The sequence below is a fragment of the Streptomyces sp. B6B3 genome, assembly GCF_039871525.1.
In the GTDB taxonomy this organism is placed as follows: domain Bacteria; phylum Actinomycetota; class Actinomycetes; order Streptomycetales; family Streptomycetaceae; genus Streptomyces.
Genome location: NZ_JBDPLU010000018.1, coordinates 191,325 through 204,376 on the forward strand (window position 1 = coordinate 191,325; position 13,052 = coordinate 204,376).

Consider the following 13,052-nt stretch of genomic DNA (forward strand, 5'->3'; position numbering starts at 1 on the left):
GACGAGACAATGGGAATCCGCAAGTACAAGCCGACGACGCCGGGCCGCCGAGGCTCCTCCGTCGCCGACTTCGTCGAGATCACGCGGTCCACGCCGGAGAAGTCGCTGGTCCGCCCGCTGCACAGCAAGGGCGGTCGGGACAACTCCGGCCGGGTGGCCGTGCGTCACCAGGGCGGTGGGCACAAGCGCGCCTACCGGCTGATCGACTTCCGTCGGCACGACAAGGACGGCGTGCCGGCCAAGGTCGCGCACATCGAGTACGACCCCAACCGCACGGCGCGCATCGCGCTGCTGCACTACGTCGACGGCGAGAAGCGCTACATCCTCTGCCCGGCCACCCTCAAGCAGGGCGACCGGATCGAGAACGGCCCCTCCGCCGACATCAAGCCCGGCAACAACCTGCCGCTGCGCAACATCCCGGTGGGTACCGTCATCCACGCCATCGAGCTGAAGCCGGGCGGCGGCGCGAAGTTCGCCCGCTCGGCCGGGGCCTCGGTGCAGCTGCTGGCCAAGGAGGGCCGGATGGCGCACCTGCGCATGCCGTCCGGCGAGATCCGGCTGGTGGACGTGCGCTGCCGGGCCACCGTCGGCGAGGTCGGCAACGCCGAGCAGGCGAACATCAACTGGGGCAAGGCCGGCCGGATGCGCTGGAAGGGTGTCCGCCCGAGCGTCCGTGGCGTCGTGATGAACCCGGTCGACCACCCGCACGGCGGTGGCGAGGGCCGCACCTCCGGTGGCCGTCACCCCGTCTCGCCGTGGGGCAAGAAGGAAGGCCGCACCCGTTCGCCCAAGAAGGCGAGCAACAAGTACATCGTCCGCCGCCGCAAGACGAACAAGAAGCGCTAGGAGCAGGACACGATGCCGCGCAGTCTGAAGAAGGGGCCGTTCGTCGACGACCACCTGATGAAGAAGGTGGACGCGCAGAACGACGCCGGCACCAAGAACGTCATCAAGACCTGGTCTCGCCGCTCCATGATCGTCCCGGCGATGCTGGGCCACACGATCGCGGTGCACGACGGCCGCAAGCACGTCCCGGTCTTCGTCTCCGAGTCGATGGTCGGCCACAAGCTCGGCGAGTTCGCGCCGACCCGCACCTTCCGCGGACACGTGAAGGACGACCGGAAGGCGCGCCGCCGCTGAGGCGGGTGCGTACGACACCATGACCGACTCTCTGACAGAGACCAAGGGGACAACCATGGAAGCCAGGGCCCGCGCGCGGTATCTCCGCGTCACGCCCATGAAGGCCCGCCGCGTGGTGGACCTCATCCGTGGCAAGGACGCCACGGAGGCTCAGGCGGTCCTGCGTTTCGCCCCGCAGGCCGCGAGCGTTCCGGTGGGCAAGGTGCTGGACAGCGCCATCGCCAACGCCGCACACAACTACGACCACACGGACATCGACGACCTCTACGTCAAGGAGGCGTACGTCGACGAGGGTCCGACCCTGAAGCGGTTCCAGCCGCGCGCGCAGGGCCGCGCGTATCGGATCCGCAAGCGGACCAGCCACATCACGGTGGTCGTCAGCAGCAAGGAAGGAACCCGGTAATGGGCCAGAAGGTAAACCCGCACGGGTTCCGGCTCGGCATCACGACCGACTTCAAGTCGCGCTGGTATGCCGACAAGCTCTACAAGGACTACATCAAGGAAGACGTCGCGATCCGGCGCATGCTCACCCAGGGCATGGAGCGGGCCGGCATCTCCAAGGTGGAGATCGAGCGCACCCGGGACCGGGTCCGCGTGGACGTGCACACCGCCCGCCCCGGCATCGTCATCGGCCGGCGTGGCGCGGAGGCCGACCGGCTCCGCAGCAACCTGGAGCGGCTGACCGGCAAGCAGATCCAGTTCAACATCCTCGAGGTGAAGAACCCGGAGCTGGACGCCCAGCTGGTGGCCCAGGCGGTCGCCGAGCAGCTGTCCTCCCGGGTCTCCTTCCGTCGTGCCATGCGCAAGTCGATGCAGAGCACGATGAAGGCCGGCGCCAAGGGCATCAAGATCCAGTGCGGTGGCCGCCTCGGCGGCGCCGAGATGTCCCGCTCCGAGTTCTACCGCGAGGGCCGGGTGCCGCTGCACACGCTGCGCGCCAACGTGGACTACGGCTTCTTCGAGGCCCGCACCACCTTCGGCCGCATCGGCGTGAAGGTGTGGATCTACAAGGGCGACGTGAAGAACATCGCCGAGGTCCGCGCGGAGAACGCGGCCGCCCGGGCGGGCAACCGTCCCGCGCGCGGTGGTGGCGCCGGCGGCGACCGTCCGGCTCGTGGCCGTGGCGAGCGCGGCGGCCGTGGCCGTCGTCCGCAGGGCGGCGAGGGGCGCGCCGAGCGGGGCGCCGAGTCCAGGGGTGCCGAGGCGCGGGCCGCCGAGGCGCCCGCCGCGCCGGCCACCGAGGCTCCGGCCGCGGGGTCCAACGAGTCCGGCTCCGCCGGAGGGGAGAGCTGAACCATGCTGATCCCTCGCAAGGTGAAGTACCGCAAGCAGCACCACCCGAAGCGCCGCGGCATGGCCAAGGGCGGGACCGAGGTCGCCTTCGGTGAGTACGGCATCCAGGCCGTCACCGGCGCCTACGTCACCAACCGGCAGATCGAGGCCGCGCGTATCTCGATGACCCGCCACATCAAGCGCGGCGGCAAGGTCTGGATCAACATCTACCCGGACCGCCCGCTGACCAAGAAGCCCGCCGAGACCCGCATGGGCTCGGGTAAGGGCTCGCCCGAGTGGTGGGTGGCGAACGTCAAGCCGGGTCGGGTGATGTTCGAGCTCTCCTACCCCAACGAGAAGACCGCTCGTGAGGCGCTTACCCGCGCCGCTCACAAGCTTCCGATGAAGTGCCGGATCGTCCGGCGCGAGGCAGGTGAGTCCTGATGGCCGTGGGCACCAAGGTTTCCGAGCTGCGCGAGCTGAACGACGAGGAGCTCGTCGTGAAGCTGCGCGAGGCCAAGGAGGAGCTGTTCCGGCTCCGCTTCCAGGCGGCCACAGGACAGCTGGAGAACAACAGCCGGCTGCGGGCCGTTCGCAAGGACATCGCCCGGGTCTACACCCTGATGCGGGAGCGCGAGCTCGGCATCGAGACGGTGGTGCCGGTTGGTGAGTCCGACGCGGCCGCCGAGGCCGACCAGGCCGAGGCGGTGGAGAACGCCTGATGAGTGAGAAGACTGTGACCGAGACGAACGCGCACTCGACGGGGCGCGGCAGGCGCAAGACCCGCGAAGGTCTCGTCGTCAGCGACAAGATGGACAAGACCGTCGTCGTCGCTGTCGAGGACCGGGTCAAGCACGCCCTGTACGGCAAGATCATTCGCCGCACCAGCAAGCTCAAGGCGCACGACGAGCAGAACTCCGCCGGCGTGGGCGACCGCGTGCTGCTGATGGAGACCCGTCCGTTGTCCGCGACCAAGCGCTGGCGCGTCGTGGAGATTCTGGAGAGGGCGAAGTAACCAATGATCCAGCAGGAGTCGCGACTGCGGGTCGCCGACAACACGGGTGCGAAGGAGATTCTCTGCATCCGCGTTCTCGGCGGGTCCGGTCGCCGCTACGCGGGCATCGGCGACGTCATCGTGGCCACCGTCAAGGACGCGATCCCCGGTGGCAACGTCAAGAAGGGTGACGTCGTCAAGGCCGTCATCGTGCGTGCCGTGAAGGAGCGCAGGCGTCCCGACGGCTCGTACATCCGCTTCGACGAGAACGCCGCCGTGCTGCTCAGGAACGACGGCGACCCCCGCGGCACCCGCATTTTCGGCCCCGTGGGTCGTGAACTGCGCGAGAAGAGGTTCATGAAGATCATCTCTCTCGCGCCGGAGGTGCTGTAGAGCCATGAAGATCAAGAAGGGTGATCTGGTTCAGGTCATCACCGGCAAGGACCGCGGCAAGCAGGGCAAGGTCATCGTGGCCTACCCCCGCGAGGACCGGGTCCTGGTCGAGGGTGTCAACCGGGTCAAGAAGCACATCAAGGCCGGTCAGACCCAGCGCGGCTCGAAGACCGGTGGCATCATCACGACCGAGGCGCCGATTCACGTGAGCAACGTGGCGCTCGTGGTGGAGAAGGACGGCAAGAAGGTCACCACCCGTGTTGGCTACCGCTTCGACGACAACGGCAACAAGATCCGCGTTGCCCGGCGGACCGGTGAGGACATCTGATGACCACTGCCACCAAGCCAGAGACCGCCACGGCCGCGCCGCGGCTGAAGACGCGGTACCGCGAGGAGATCGTCGGCCGCCTGCGTGACGACTTCTCGTACGCCAACATCATGCAGGTGCCCGGCCTGACCAAGATCGTGGTCAACATGGGCGTGGGCGACGCCGCCCGCGACTCCAAGCTGATCGAGGGCGCCGTGCGCGACCTCGCCACGATCACCGGCCAGAAGCCGACCGTGACCCGTGCCCGGAAGTCCATCGCGCAGTTCAAGCTGCGCGAGGGCCAGCCGATCGGCGCGCACACCACGCTGCGCGGCGACCGGATGTGGGAGTTCCTCGACCGACTGCTGTCGCTGGCGCTGCCGCGGATCCGTGACTTCCGCGGCCTGTCGCCGAAGCAGTTCGACGGCCGGGGCAACTACACCTTCGGCCTGACCGAGCAGCTGATGTTCCACGAGATCGACCCGGACGCGATCGACCGGGTGCGCGGCATGGACATCACCGTGGTCACCACGGCCAAGACCGATGATGAGGGCCGCGCCCTGCTGCGCCACCTCGGATTCCCGTTCAAGGAGGCGTGAGCAGTGGCGAAGAAGGCCCTGATCGCCAAGGCGAGCCGCAAGCCGAAGTTCGCGGTCCGTGGCTACACGCGCTGCCAGCGCTGCGGCCGGCCGCACTCCGTGTACCGCAAGTTCGGCCTGTGCCGCGTGTGCCTGCGTGAGATGGCGCACCGCGGCGAGCTGCCGGGCGTCACCAAGAGCTCCTGGTAACCCTGACTACGCCGTAGGTCCCGCCCGCACCGAGTGCCGGGCGAGGAAACCCCGGCGAGAGAGGCCGAAGGCCATTTCATGACCATGACCGATCCGATCGCGGACATGCTGACCCGTCTGCGGAACGCGAACTCCGCGTATCACGACGCCGTCGTGATGCCGCACAGCAAGATCAAGTCGCACATCGCGGAGATCCTCCAGCAGGAGGGCTACATCACCGGATGGCGGACCGAGGAGGCCCAGGTCGGCAAGAGCCTCGTGCTGGAGCTGAAGTACGGCCCCAACCGCGAGCGTTCCATCGCCGGCATCAAGCGGATCTCCAAGCCGGGACTGCGGGTGTACGCGAAGTCCACGAGCCTGCCGCGGGTGCTCGGCGGCCTGGGAGTGGCGATCATCTCCACCTCCCACGGCCTGCTGACCGACAAGCAGGCGCAGAAGAAGAACGTGGGCGGGGAAGTCCTCGCCTACGTCTGGTGACGGCAGGGAACGGAGGATAAGCCATGTCGCGCATCGGCAAGCAGCCCATCCAGATTCCCTCGGGCGTGGACGTCACCATCGACGGCCGCACGGTCGCCGTGAAGGGCCCGAAGGGCTCGCTCTCGCACACCGTGGCCACGCCCATCGAGGTGAACCGCGATGAGGAGGGCGCCATCCTGGTGACCCGTCCGAACGACGAGAACAAGAACCGCGCCCTGCACGGTCTCTCCCGCTCGCTGGTGGCCAACATGGTCACCGGTGTCACCGAGGGCTACGTGAAGCGGATGGAGATCAACGGCGTCGGGTACCGCGTCCAGGCCAAGGGCTCCAACCTGGAGTTCTCCCTCGGCTACAGCCACCCGATCCTGGTCGAGCCGCCGGAGGGCATCACCTTCCGGGTGGAGACCCCGACCCGGTTCACGGTCGAGGGCATCGACAAGCAGAAGGTCGGCGAGATCGCGGCGCAGATCCGCAAGCTGCGCAAGCCCGACCCGTACAAGGCCAAGGGCGTGAAGTACGAGGGCGAAGTCATCCGCCGCAAGGTCGGAAAGGCGGGCAAGTAAGCCATGGCATACGGTGTGAAGATCGCCAAGGGCGACGCGCGCAAGCGGGTCGCCGCGAAGCGTCGTCACCTCCGCGTCCGCAAGAAGGTCTCGGGCACGCCCGAGCGTCCGCGGCTGGTGGTGACCCGGTCCAACCGGCACATGGTGGCGCAGGTCATCGACGACGTGCAGGGCCACACCCTGGCCTCGGCGTCCTCGCTCGACGCGTCCATCCGTGGCGTCGACGGCGACAAGAGCGCGAAGGCCAAGCAGGTCGGCGCCCTGGTCGCCGAGCGGGCCAAGGCCGCCGGCATCCAGACCGTCGTCTTCGACCGCGGCGGTAGCAAGTACGCCGGGCGCGTCGCCGCTCTGGCGGACGCCGCCCGCGAGGCGGGGCTCACGTTCTGAGCCGGTCCCGTCACACGAATCGAGAAAGGTAGACCCATGGCTGGACCACAGCGCCGCGGTGGCGGCGCGGGTGGCGGCGAGCGTCGGGACCGCAAGGGCCGGGACGGCGGCGGTGCCGCCGAGAAGACCGCATTCGTCGAACGCGTCGTCGCGATCAATCGCGTCGCCAAGGTAGTGAAGGGTGGTCGTCGCTTCAGCTTCACCGCGCTGGTCGTGGTGGGCGACGGTGACGGCACCGTGGGTGTCGGCTACGGCAAGGCCAAGGAGGTGCCGGCCGCCATCGCCAAGGGTGTGGAGGAGGCCAAGAAGCACTTCTTCAAGGTCCCCCGCATCCAGGGCACCATCCCGCACCCGATCCAGGGTGAGGAGGCCGCGGGCATCGTGCTGCTGAAGCCGGCCTCGCCCGGTACCGGTGTGATCGCCGGTGGCCCGGTGCGCGCCGTGCTGGAGTGCGCGGGCATCCACGACGTGCTGAGCAAGTCACTCGGCTCCTCCAACCCGATCAACATCGTGCACGCCACGGTGGCCGCTCTGAAGGGCCTTCAGCGCCCCGAGGAGATCGCCGCCCGCCGCGGCCTGCCGCTGGAAGAGGTGGCTCCCGCCGCGCTGCTGCGGGCCCGCGCCGGAGTGGGTGCGTGATGGCACGGCTGAAGATCACCCAACTCAAGTCCCGTATCGGGACGAAGCAGAACCACCGCGAGACGCTGCGCTCGCTGGGCCTGCGGAAGATCAACCAGTCGGTCATCAAGGAGGACCGGCCGGAGATCCGCGGCATGGCGAACACCGTGCGGCATCTGGTGAAGGTCGAGGAGGTGGACTGAGATGGTGGAGTTCGACAAGGAGGGCGCCGGCGAGCAGGGCACTGCCGCGGGCCCGATCAAGCTCCATGACCTCAGGCCCGCGCCGGGCGCCAAGAAGGCCAAGATCCGTGTGGGTCGTGGCGAGGCGTCCAAGGGCAAGACGGCCGGCCGAGGCACCAAGGGCACCAAGGCCCGGCGCCAGGTCAAGGCCGGCTTCGAGGGCGGTCAGCTGCCGCTGCACATGCGGCTGCCGAAGCTGAAGGGTTTCAACAACCCCGCCCACAAGCAGTACCAGGTCGTCAACCTGGACCGCCTGGCCTCCCTCTACCCCGAGGGTGGCGAGGTGACCAAGGCCGACCTGGTGGCCAAGGGCGCGGTGCGCAAGAACGAGCTGGTGAAGGTGCTCGGCAGCGGTGAGATCTCCGTGGCGCTGACGGTGACGGTGGACGCCGTCTCCGGCTCCGCACGCGAGAAGATCACGGCCGCCGGCGGCACCATCACGGAGTCCTGAGCGGTCGCTCGTGAGTTCCTGGCCCCGGCGGGTTGATCCCGCCGGGGCCAGGGGGTGAAGGCCGGTCATTCCCGCCCGGCGATAACGCCGGTATCGTGGCCAGGGCCGTCGCCACCGTAAGGCTTTGAACCGTATCCGTTGAACCACAAGACCGTCACCTCTCGCGCGCGACGCGGGGGTCGCAGGAGGAGCCGTGCTCACCGCGTTCGCCCGGGCGTTCCAGACGCCTGACCTGCGTAAGAAGCTGGTCTTCACCCTCGGCATCGTGGTGCTGTTCCGCGTTGGACAGCACGTACCGGTGCCAGGCGTCAGCTTTCCGAACGTCAATCAGTGCGTCGACGAGATGAATGAGCAGGGGGCCGGCTCCGGCCTCTTCGGGCTGGTCAACATGTTCAGCGGTGGGGCGCTGCTGCAGCTGACTGTCTTCGCGCTCGGGATCATGCCGTACATCACCGCGAGCATCATCCTGCAGCTGCTCGTCGTCGTGATCCCGCGCCTGGAGGCCCTGAAGAAGGAGGGGCAGGCCGGGCAGGCGAAGATCACCCAGTACACGCGGTATCTCACGCTGGCGCTCGCGGTGCTCCAGGCCACCGGCCTGGTGGCGACCGCCCGCAGTGGCACCCTCTTCCCGCAGTGCAGTGTCAACAGCGAGATCATCCCGAACGACTCCATCTGGACGACGGTCGTCATGGTCATCGCCCTGACCTCCGCCACGATGCTGATCATGTGGATGGGTGAGCTGATCACCGACCGCGGCATCGGCAACGGCATGTCCATGCTGATGTTCATCTCGATCGCGGCGGGCTTCCCGGCCGCCCTGTGGCAGATCAAGACCCAGGGCACGCTGGCCGACGGCTGGATCGAGTTCGGCGTCGTCGTGGCCTGCGGCCTGGCCATGGTCGGCCTCGTGGTGTTCGTCGAGCTGGCCCAGCGGCGGATCCCGGTGCAGTACGCGAAGCGGATGATCGGCCGTCGCTCGTACGGCGGCACCTCGACGTACATCCCCCTCAAGGTGAACCAGGCGGGCGTGATCCCGGTCATCTTCGCCTCGTCGCTGCTGTACATCCCGCAGCTGCTGGTGCAGTTCGCCGGTTCCGACGCGGGCTGGGCGGACTGGATCAACCGGTACTTCTCCGGGGGCGACCACCCGTACTACATCATCACGTACTTCCTGCTCATCGTCTTCTTCGCGTTCTTCTACGTGGCCATCACGTTCAACCCCGAGGACGTGGCCGAGAACATGAAGAAGTACGGTGGATTCATCCCGGGTATCCGGGCGGGCCGACCCACGGTCGAGTACCTGAGCTACGTGCTGAACCGCATCACCTGGCCGGGTTCGCTCTACCTGGGTCTGATCGCCCTGGTGCCCACGGTCGCCCTCGTGATGTTCGACGCGCAACAGGACTTCCCGTTCGGAGGCACATCCATCCTGATCATCGTGGGCGTCGGCCTGGAGACTGTGCGGCAGATTGAGAGCCAGCTCCACCAGCGAAACTACGAAGGGTTCCTCCGCTGATGCGAATCGTCCTCACCGGACCCCCCGGCGCGGGCAAGGGCACGCAGGCCGCGCTGCTCGCCGAACGACTGGCCATCCCGCACATCTCGACCGGCGACCTCTTCCGGGCCCACAAGGATCAGGGCACGGAGCTGGGTCGGCAGGTCGAGTCGATCATGCGCGAGGGCGGCCTGGTGCCGGACGAGATCACCATCGCGATGGCGGCGGAGCGGATGCAGCAGCCCGACGCGCTGGACGGTTTCCTGCTGGACGGCTTCCCCCGCAACATCGCGCAGTCGGAGGCGCTGGACGCGATGCTGCGCGACTGGGGGCACAAGCTCGACGCGGTGCTCGACCTCGAGGTGCCCGAGGACGAGGTGGTCAGGCGCATCGCGGGGCGGCGCACCTGCCGGAAGGACAACAAGCACATCTTCGCGGTGCCGAACAATCCGCCGCGACGCGAGGGCGTCTGCGACCTCTGCGGCGGCGAGCTGTATCAGCGCGAGGACGACCGGGAAGAAACCGTGCGTAAGCGTCTGGCCGTCTACCACGAGGAGACGGAGCCGATCATCGACTACTACCGGGCCCAGGGCCTGGTGGTGACGATCTCGGCGCTCGGCACCGTTCCCCAGGTGACCCAGCGGGCCATGGCCGCGCTGCCGGAGCGGGACGCCTAGCCGTCCCGCTCCGGCGCGCGCGCCGACCAGCACCGCACGGATATTCGAAGGCTAGAGGGAACACCCGATGGTGGAGATCAAGACCCCCGCGCAGATCGCCAGGATGCGCGCGGCCGGCCTGGTGGTGGCCGAGGTGCACCGCGCCTGCGCCGCGGCCGCGGTGCCCGGCGCCACCACCAAGGACCTGGACGAGGTCGCCGCCAAGGTGCTCGCCGAGCACGGCGCCAAGCCGAACTTCCTGGGCTACGGCGGCTTCCCCGCGACCATCTGCACCTCGGTGAACGACGTCGTGGTGCACGGCATCCCCGACCGGACCACGGTCCTCGCCTCGGGCGACATCATCTCGATCGACGCCGGCGCCATCGTGGACGGCTGGCACGGGGACGCCGCGATCACCGTCTTCGTCGGCGAAGGGCACCCGCCCGAAGTGCGCGAGCTCAGCCGGGTGACCGAGGAGGCGCTGTGGGCCGGCATCGCCGCGGTCCGCAAGGGCAACCGGCTGGTCGACGTCTCGCGCGCCATCGAGCAGTACATCCGGCGGCAGCCGCTGCCCCCGTCGGGCAAGTACGGGATCGTCGAGCAGTACGGCGGACACGGCATCGGCAGCGAGATGCACATGGACCCGCACCTGCTGAACTACGTCGAGCGCCGGCGCGGCCGGGGCCCGAAGCTGGTGCCGGGGCTCTGCCTGGCCATCGAGCCCATGGTGTCGCTGGGCACGCCGCACACCCACGTGCTGCCGGACGAGTGGACCGTGAAGACCGACGACGGCACCTGGGCGGCGCACTGGGAGCATTCGGTGGCCCTCACCGAGGAGGGCCCGCTGGTGCTCACCGCCCCCGACGGCGGCGCCGCCCGACTGGCTCAGCTCGGGGTCACGACGGCCCCCGACCCGCTCGCCTGAGGACCCTCCCGCGGCCCTGGCCGAAGCTCCGCGGCATCCCTGGGGAATAACGATCTTCCAACCGGGGAAAACATCATGGATTCGTCTTTTCGGGTGGGGTGCCGTAGACTGGTGCGTCGGTCCTGGTGCACCTGCGTGTCAGGGCTGTCCAGGTAGCCGATCCCGGAAGGTGAAGCGCTCAGGCATGGCCAAAAAACAAGGGGCCATCGAGATCGAGGGCACCGTCGTCGAGTCTCTCCCGAACGCGATGTTCAGAGTGGAGCTCCAGAACGGGCACCAGGTCCTCGCGCACATCAGCGGCAAGATGCGGATGCACTACATTCGCATCCTCCCCGACGACCGGGTTGTGGTGGAGCTGTCTCCCTACGACCTGACCCGCGGGCGGATCGTCTACCGCTACAAGTAGGACCACAAGTAGATACAGCAGACCGACCGACCCGGAGAACCCTTTAAGCCCATGAAGGTCAGGCCGAGCGTCAAGAAGATCTGCGACAAGTGCAAGGTGATCCGCCGCCACGGCCGGGTCATGGTCATCTGCGAGAACCTGCGCCACAAGCAGCGCCAGGGCTGACCGCAGCTTCCACGTTTCCGCACTTCGCAGCTTCACCGCGCGACAAGTAGATATCGCAGTCACCCGACCCCTCGCGTACCGCACGCACGACGCGGCGCGGGGACGACACCCCCGGCGGGAGGCCGGGGACCCGAGCGGCTTCCACGGAGCGATCCGCGGAGCCTCGGGAACGGTGCTGCGGCAGACCTCCCCGACAGAATCGAGAGAAGGACACTGTGGCACGCCTCGCAGGCGTTGACCTCCCGCGCGAGAAGCGCGTGGAGGTCGCACTCACCTACGTCTTCGGCATCGGGCGCACCCTTGCCAAGCAGACCCTGGCCAGCACCGGGGTGAACCCGGACACCCGCGTCCGCGACCTTGGCGAGGAGGACCTCGTCAAGCTCCGCGAGTACGTGGACAACAACTTCCGCACGGAGGGTGACCTCCGCCGCGAGATCCAGGCCGACATCCGCCGCAAGGTCGAGATCGGCTGCTACGAGGGTCTGCGCCACCGCCGCGGCCTGCCGGTGCACGGCCAGCGCACCAAGACCAACGCGCGCACCCGTAAGGGCCCGCGTCGCGCGATCGCCGGCAAGAAGAAGCCGGGCAAGAAGTAGTCCGCTCGGACCACCGTCCTCACGTCAGGGTCCGAGTAGTAGGACCGACCACCTCCAGGGAGTACTGACCAGATGCCTCCTAAGGGACGCACCGCGGGCGCCAAGAAGGTGCGCCGCAAAGAGAAGAAGAACGTCGCCCACGGGCACGCTCACATCAAGAGCACGTTCAACAACACCATCGTCTCGATCACCGACCCGAGCGGGAACGTGATCTCCTGGGCCTCCGCCGGCCACGTCGGTTTCAAGGGTTCCCGGAAGTCGACCCCCTTCGCCGCGCAGATGGCCGCCGAGAACGCGGCCCGCCGGGCGCAGGAGCACGGCATGCGCAAGGTGGACGTGTTCGTGAAGGGCCCCGGCTCCGGCCGGGAGACCGCGATTCGTTCGCTGCAGGCGACCGGGCTCGAGGTCGGCTCGATCCAGGACGTCACCCCGACCCCGCACAACGGCTGCCGCCCGCCCAAGCGCCGGCGCGTCTGACGACCAGGTGAAGTAGGAGACGAGACAGAACTATGGCGCGTTACACCGGGGCCGACTGCAAGCGTTGCCGTCGGGAGAAGCAGAAGCTCTTCCTCAAGGGAGCCAAGTGCGAGAGCGCTAAGTGCCCGATCGAGATCCGTCCTTACCCCCCGGGTGAGCACGGACGCGGGCGCACCAAGGACAGCGAGTACCTGCTGCAGAAGCGCGAGAAGCAGAAGTGCGCGCGCATCTACGGCGTGCTCGAGAAGCAGTTCCGCGGCTACTACAACGAGGCCAACCGCCAGCAGGGCAAGACCGGCGAGAACCTGCTCCGGATCCTCGAGTCGCGGCTCGACAACGTGGTCTACCGGGCCGGCTTCGCCAAGTCCCGCGACCACGCCCGTCAGCTGGTCCGGCACGGCCACATCCTGGTCAACGGCCGGAAGACCGACATCCCGTCGGCGCGGCTGACGCCGAACGACATCGTCGAGGTCCGCGAGTCCTCCCGTAACCTCACCCCCTTCCAGGTGGCGTCGGCGGAGGCCGGGGACAAGACGGTGCCGGCGTGGCTGGAGTCCATCCCGACCCAGCTGCGGATCCTGGTCCACTCGCTGCCCGAGCGCCAGGTGATCGACACCCAGGTGCAGGAGCAGCTCATCGTGGAGCTCTACTCGAAGTAGTACGGGTGGGTGGTGGGGCGCCGGCCCGCGGGGCCCCCCCC

Annotated in this window: 25 protein-coding genes; all 25 read left to right on the forward strand. The window is 68.2% G+C overall.

The features are described from left to right. Positions 1-9: 9 nt before the first annotated feature. The 25 genes from rplB (at position 10) to rpsD (ending at position 13,011) form a co-directional block, all read left to right on the forward strand. A complete protein-coding gene (rplB, locus tag ABGB06_RS29980; RefSeq protein WP_347595183.1) occupies positions 10-846 on the forward strand; it encodes a 50S ribosomal protein L2 in 837 nt (278 codons plus the stop codon). Positions 847-858: 12 nt separating this feature from the next. Continuing rightward, on the forward strand, positions 859-1,140 hold the full coding sequence (rpsS, locus tag ABGB06_RS29985; RefSeq protein ID WP_347595186.1) for a 30S ribosomal protein S19: 282 nt from the start codon (positions 859-861) through the stop codon (positions 1,138-1,140). Positions 1,141-1,195: 55 nt separating this feature from the next. After that, positions 1,196-1,543: a 50S ribosomal protein L22 gene (rplV, locus tag ABGB06_RS29990; RefSeq protein ID WP_347595188.1), complete on the forward strand. Its 348-nt coding sequence runs from the start codon at positions 1,196-1,198 to the stop codon at positions 1,541-1,543. Continuing rightward, complete coding sequence (gene rpsC / locus ABGB06_RS29995) at positions 1,543-2,433, forward strand: 30S ribosomal protein S3 (RefSeq protein ID WP_347595191.1); 891 nt, start codon at positions 1,543-1,545, stop codon at positions 2,431-2,433. Before rplV ends, rpsC begins: the two co-directional genes overlap by 1 nt. A 3-nt stretch (positions 2,434-2,436) precedes the next feature. Then, positions 2,437-2,856: a 50S ribosomal protein L16 gene (gene rplP / locus ABGB06_RS30000; protein ID WP_347595194.1), complete on the forward strand. Its 420-nt coding sequence runs from the start codon at positions 2,437-2,439 to the stop codon at positions 2,854-2,856. Then, positions 2,856-3,134, forward strand: a complete 279-nt coding sequence (rpmC, locus tag ABGB06_RS30005) for a 50S ribosomal protein L29 (RefSeq protein WP_347595197.1) — start codon at positions 2,856-2,858, stop codon at positions 3,132-3,134. Before rplP ends, rpmC begins: the two co-directional genes overlap by 1 nt. Continuing rightward, positions 3,134-3,427, forward strand: coding sequence for a 30S ribosomal protein S17 (gene rpsQ, locus ABGB06_RS30010; RefSeq protein WP_347595200.1), 294 nt, complete (start codon positions 3,134-3,136; stop codon positions 3,425-3,427). The genes rpmC and rpsQ overlap by 1 nt, the downstream gene beginning before the upstream one ends. A gap of 3 nt (positions 3,428-3,430) precedes the next feature. Next, positions 3,431-3,799, forward strand: coding sequence for a 50S ribosomal protein L14 (gene rplN / locus ABGB06_RS30015; protein ID WP_347595203.1), 369 nt, complete (start codon positions 3,431-3,433; stop codon positions 3,797-3,799). Positions 3,800-3,803: 4 nt separating this feature from the next. Then, complete coding sequence (rplX, locus tag ABGB06_RS30020; protein WP_347595206.1) at positions 3,804-4,127, forward strand: 50S ribosomal protein L24; 324 nt, start codon at positions 3,804-3,806, stop codon at positions 4,125-4,127. Further along, complete coding sequence (gene rplE, locus ABGB06_RS30025) at positions 4,127-4,705, forward strand: 50S ribosomal protein L5 (protein WP_347595209.1); 579 nt, start codon at positions 4,127-4,129, stop codon at positions 4,703-4,705. Before rplX ends, rplE begins: the two co-directional genes overlap by 1 nt. A gap of 3 nt (positions 4,706-4,708) precedes the next feature. Then, complete coding sequence (locus ABGB06_RS30030; protein ID WP_059013617.1) at positions 4,709-4,894, forward strand: type Z 30S ribosomal protein S14; 186 nt, start codon at positions 4,709-4,711, stop codon at positions 4,892-4,894. A gap of 78 nt (positions 4,895-4,972) precedes the next feature. Further along, positions 4,973-5,371: a 30S ribosomal protein S8 gene (gene rpsH, locus ABGB06_RS30035; protein WP_347595213.1), complete on the forward strand. Its 399-nt coding sequence runs from the start codon at positions 4,973-4,975 to the stop codon at positions 5,369-5,371. A 23-nt stretch (positions 5,372-5,394) separates the two neighbouring features. After that, positions 5,395-5,934, forward strand: a complete 540-nt coding sequence (gene rplF, locus ABGB06_RS30040; RefSeq protein WP_347595216.1) for a 50S ribosomal protein L6 — start codon at positions 5,395-5,397, stop codon at positions 5,932-5,934. 3 nt (positions 5,935-5,937) lie between these two features. Beyond that, a complete protein-coding gene (rplR, locus tag ABGB06_RS30045) occupies positions 5,938-6,321 on the forward strand; it encodes a 50S ribosomal protein L18 (protein WP_347595219.1) in 384 nt (127 codons plus the stop codon). Positions 6,322-6,357: 36 nt separating this feature from the next. Beyond that, positions 6,358-6,960: a 30S ribosomal protein S5 gene (gene rpsE / locus ABGB06_RS30050; protein ID WP_347595222.1), complete on the forward strand. Its 603-nt coding sequence runs from the start codon at positions 6,358-6,360 to the stop codon at positions 6,958-6,960. Next, a complete protein-coding gene (gene rpmD / locus ABGB06_RS30055; protein ID WP_347595225.1) occupies positions 6,960-7,142 on the forward strand; it encodes a 50S ribosomal protein L30 in 183 nt (60 codons plus the stop codon). Before rpsE ends, rpmD begins: the two co-directional genes overlap by 1 nt. Position 7,143: 1 nt before the next feature. Then, positions 7,144-7,632, forward strand: a complete 489-nt coding sequence (rplO, locus tag ABGB06_RS30060; protein ID WP_347595228.1) for a 50S ribosomal protein L15 — start codon at positions 7,144-7,146, stop codon at positions 7,630-7,632. Positions 7,633-7,825: 193 nt separating this feature from the next. After that, entirely contained in the window at positions 7,826-9,148 is a 1,323-nt protein-coding gene (secY, locus tag ABGB06_RS30065; protein WP_347595231.1) for a preprotein translocase subunit SecY, read from the forward strand. Further along, positions 9,148-9,804 (forward strand): adenylate kinase, encoded by a 657-nt coding sequence (locus tag ABGB06_RS30070; protein WP_347595234.1) that lies wholly within the window; start codon positions 9,148-9,150, stop codon positions 9,802-9,804. The genes secY and ABGB06_RS30070 overlap by 1 nt, the downstream gene beginning before the upstream one ends. 67 nt (positions 9,805-9,871) lie before the next feature. Further along, complete coding sequence (gene map, locus ABGB06_RS30075) at positions 9,872-10,708, forward strand: type I methionyl aminopeptidase (RefSeq protein WP_347595237.1); 837 nt, start codon at positions 9,872-9,874, stop codon at positions 10,706-10,708. A gap of 184 nt (positions 10,709-10,892) precedes the next feature. Next, the gene (gene infA / locus ABGB06_RS30080; RefSeq protein WP_004927214.1) at positions 10,893-11,114 is read left to right on the forward strand and encodes a translation initiation factor IF-1; all 222 of its coding nucleotides are present in this window, start codon (positions 10,893-10,895) and stop codon (positions 11,112-11,114) included. Positions 11,115-11,165: 51 nt separating this feature from the next. Further along, positions 11,166-11,279, forward strand: coding sequence for a 50S ribosomal protein L36 (rpmJ, locus tag ABGB06_RS30085; protein ID WP_049567412.1), 114 nt, complete (start codon positions 11,166-11,168; stop codon positions 11,277-11,279). 215 nt (positions 11,280-11,494) lie between these two features. After that, a complete protein-coding gene (gene rpsM, locus ABGB06_RS30090; RefSeq protein WP_347595243.1) occupies positions 11,495-11,875 on the forward strand; it encodes a 30S ribosomal protein S13 in 381 nt (126 codons plus the stop codon). Between the two features lie 72 nt (positions 11,876-11,947). Beyond that, positions 11,948-12,352 carry a 30S ribosomal protein S11 gene (gene rpsK, locus ABGB06_RS30095; RefSeq protein WP_019433438.1) on the forward strand — a complete coding sequence of 135 codons (405 nt, stop codon included), beginning with the start codon at positions 11,948-11,950 and terminating at the stop codon, positions 12,350-12,352. 32 nt (positions 12,353-12,384) lie between these two features. Next, entirely contained in the window at positions 12,385-13,011 is a 627-nt protein-coding gene (gene rpsD, locus ABGB06_RS30100; RefSeq protein WP_347595247.1) for a 30S ribosomal protein S4, read from the forward strand. Positions 13,012-13,052: the final 41 nt, after the last annotated feature.

Coding starts and splice junctions, on each gene's coding strand:
- rpsK (WP_019433438.1), top strand. CDS start 11,948: ATGCCTCCTAAGGGACGCACCGCGGGCGCCAAGAAGGTGCGCCGCAAA.
- rplP (WP_347595194.1), top strand. CDS start 2,437: ATGCTGATCCCTCGCAAGGTGAAGTACCGCAAGCAGCACCACCCGAAG.
- rplE (WP_347595209.1), top strand. CDS start 4,127: ATGACCACTGCCACCAAGCCAGAGACCGCCACGGCCGCGCCGCGGCTG.
- ABGB06_RS30070 (WP_347595234.1), top strand. CDS start 9,148: ATGCGAATCGTCCTCACCGGACCCCCCGGCGCGGGCAAGGGCACGCAG.
- rplV (WP_347595188.1), top strand. CDS start 1,196: ATGGAAGCCAGGGCCCGCGCGCGGTATCTCCGCGTCACGCCCATGAAG.
- rpmC (WP_347595197.1), top strand. CDS start 2,856: ATGGCCGTGGGCACCAAGGTTTCCGAGCTGCGCGAGCTGAACGACGAG.
- rpsE (WP_347595222.1), top strand. CDS start 6,358: ATGGCTGGACCACAGCGCCGCGGTGGCGGCGCGGGTGGCGGCGAGCGT.
- rpsQ (WP_347595200.1), top strand. CDS start 3,134: ATGAGTGAGAAGACTGTGACCGAGACGAACGCGCACTCGACGGGGCGC.
- rplB (WP_347595183.1), top strand. CDS start 10: ATGGGAATCCGCAAGTACAAGCCGACGACGCCGGGCCGCCGAGGCTCC.
- rplF (WP_347595216.1), top strand. CDS start 5,395: ATGTCGCGCATCGGCAAGCAGCCCATCCAGATTCCCTCGGGCGTGGAC.
- rpsD (WP_347595247.1), top strand. CDS start 12,385: ATGGCGCGTTACACCGGGGCCGACTGCAAGCGTTGCCGTCGGGAGAAG.
- rplX (WP_347595206.1), top strand. CDS start 3,804: ATGAAGATCAAGAAGGGTGATCTGGTTCAGGTCATCACCGGCAAGGAC.
- rplR (WP_347595219.1), top strand. CDS start 5,938: ATGGCATACGGTGTGAAGATCGCCAAGGGCGACGCGCGCAAGCGGGTC.
- rpmJ (WP_049567412.1), top strand. CDS start 11,166: ATGAAGGTCAGGCCGAGCGTCAAGAAGATCTGCGACAAGTGCAAGGTG.
- infA (WP_004927214.1), top strand. CDS start 10,893: ATGGCCAAAAAACAAGGGGCCATCGAGATCGAGGGCACCGTCGTCGAG.
- rpsH (WP_347595213.1), top strand. CDS start 4,973: ATGACCATGACCGATCCGATCGCGGACATGCTGACCCGTCTGCGGAAC.
- rplN (WP_347595203.1), top strand. CDS start 3,431: ATGATCCAGCAGGAGTCGCGACTGCGGGTCGCCGACAACACGGGTGCG.
- map (WP_347595237.1), top strand. CDS start 9,872: ATGGTGGAGATCAAGACCCCCGCGCAGATCGCCAGGATGCGCGCGGCC.
- rpmD (WP_347595225.1), top strand. CDS start 6,960: ATGGCACGGCTGAAGATCACCCAACTCAAGTCCCGTATCGGGACGAAG.
- rplO (WP_347595228.1), top strand. CDS start 7,144: ATGGTGGAGTTCGACAAGGAGGGCGCCGGCGAGCAGGGCACTGCCGCG.
- rpsS (WP_347595186.1), top strand. CDS start 859: ATGCCGCGCAGTCTGAAGAAGGGGCCGTTCGTCGACGACCACCTGATG.
- rpsC (WP_347595191.1), top strand. CDS start 1,543: ATGGGCCAGAAGGTAAACCCGCACGGGTTCCGGCTCGGCATCACGACC.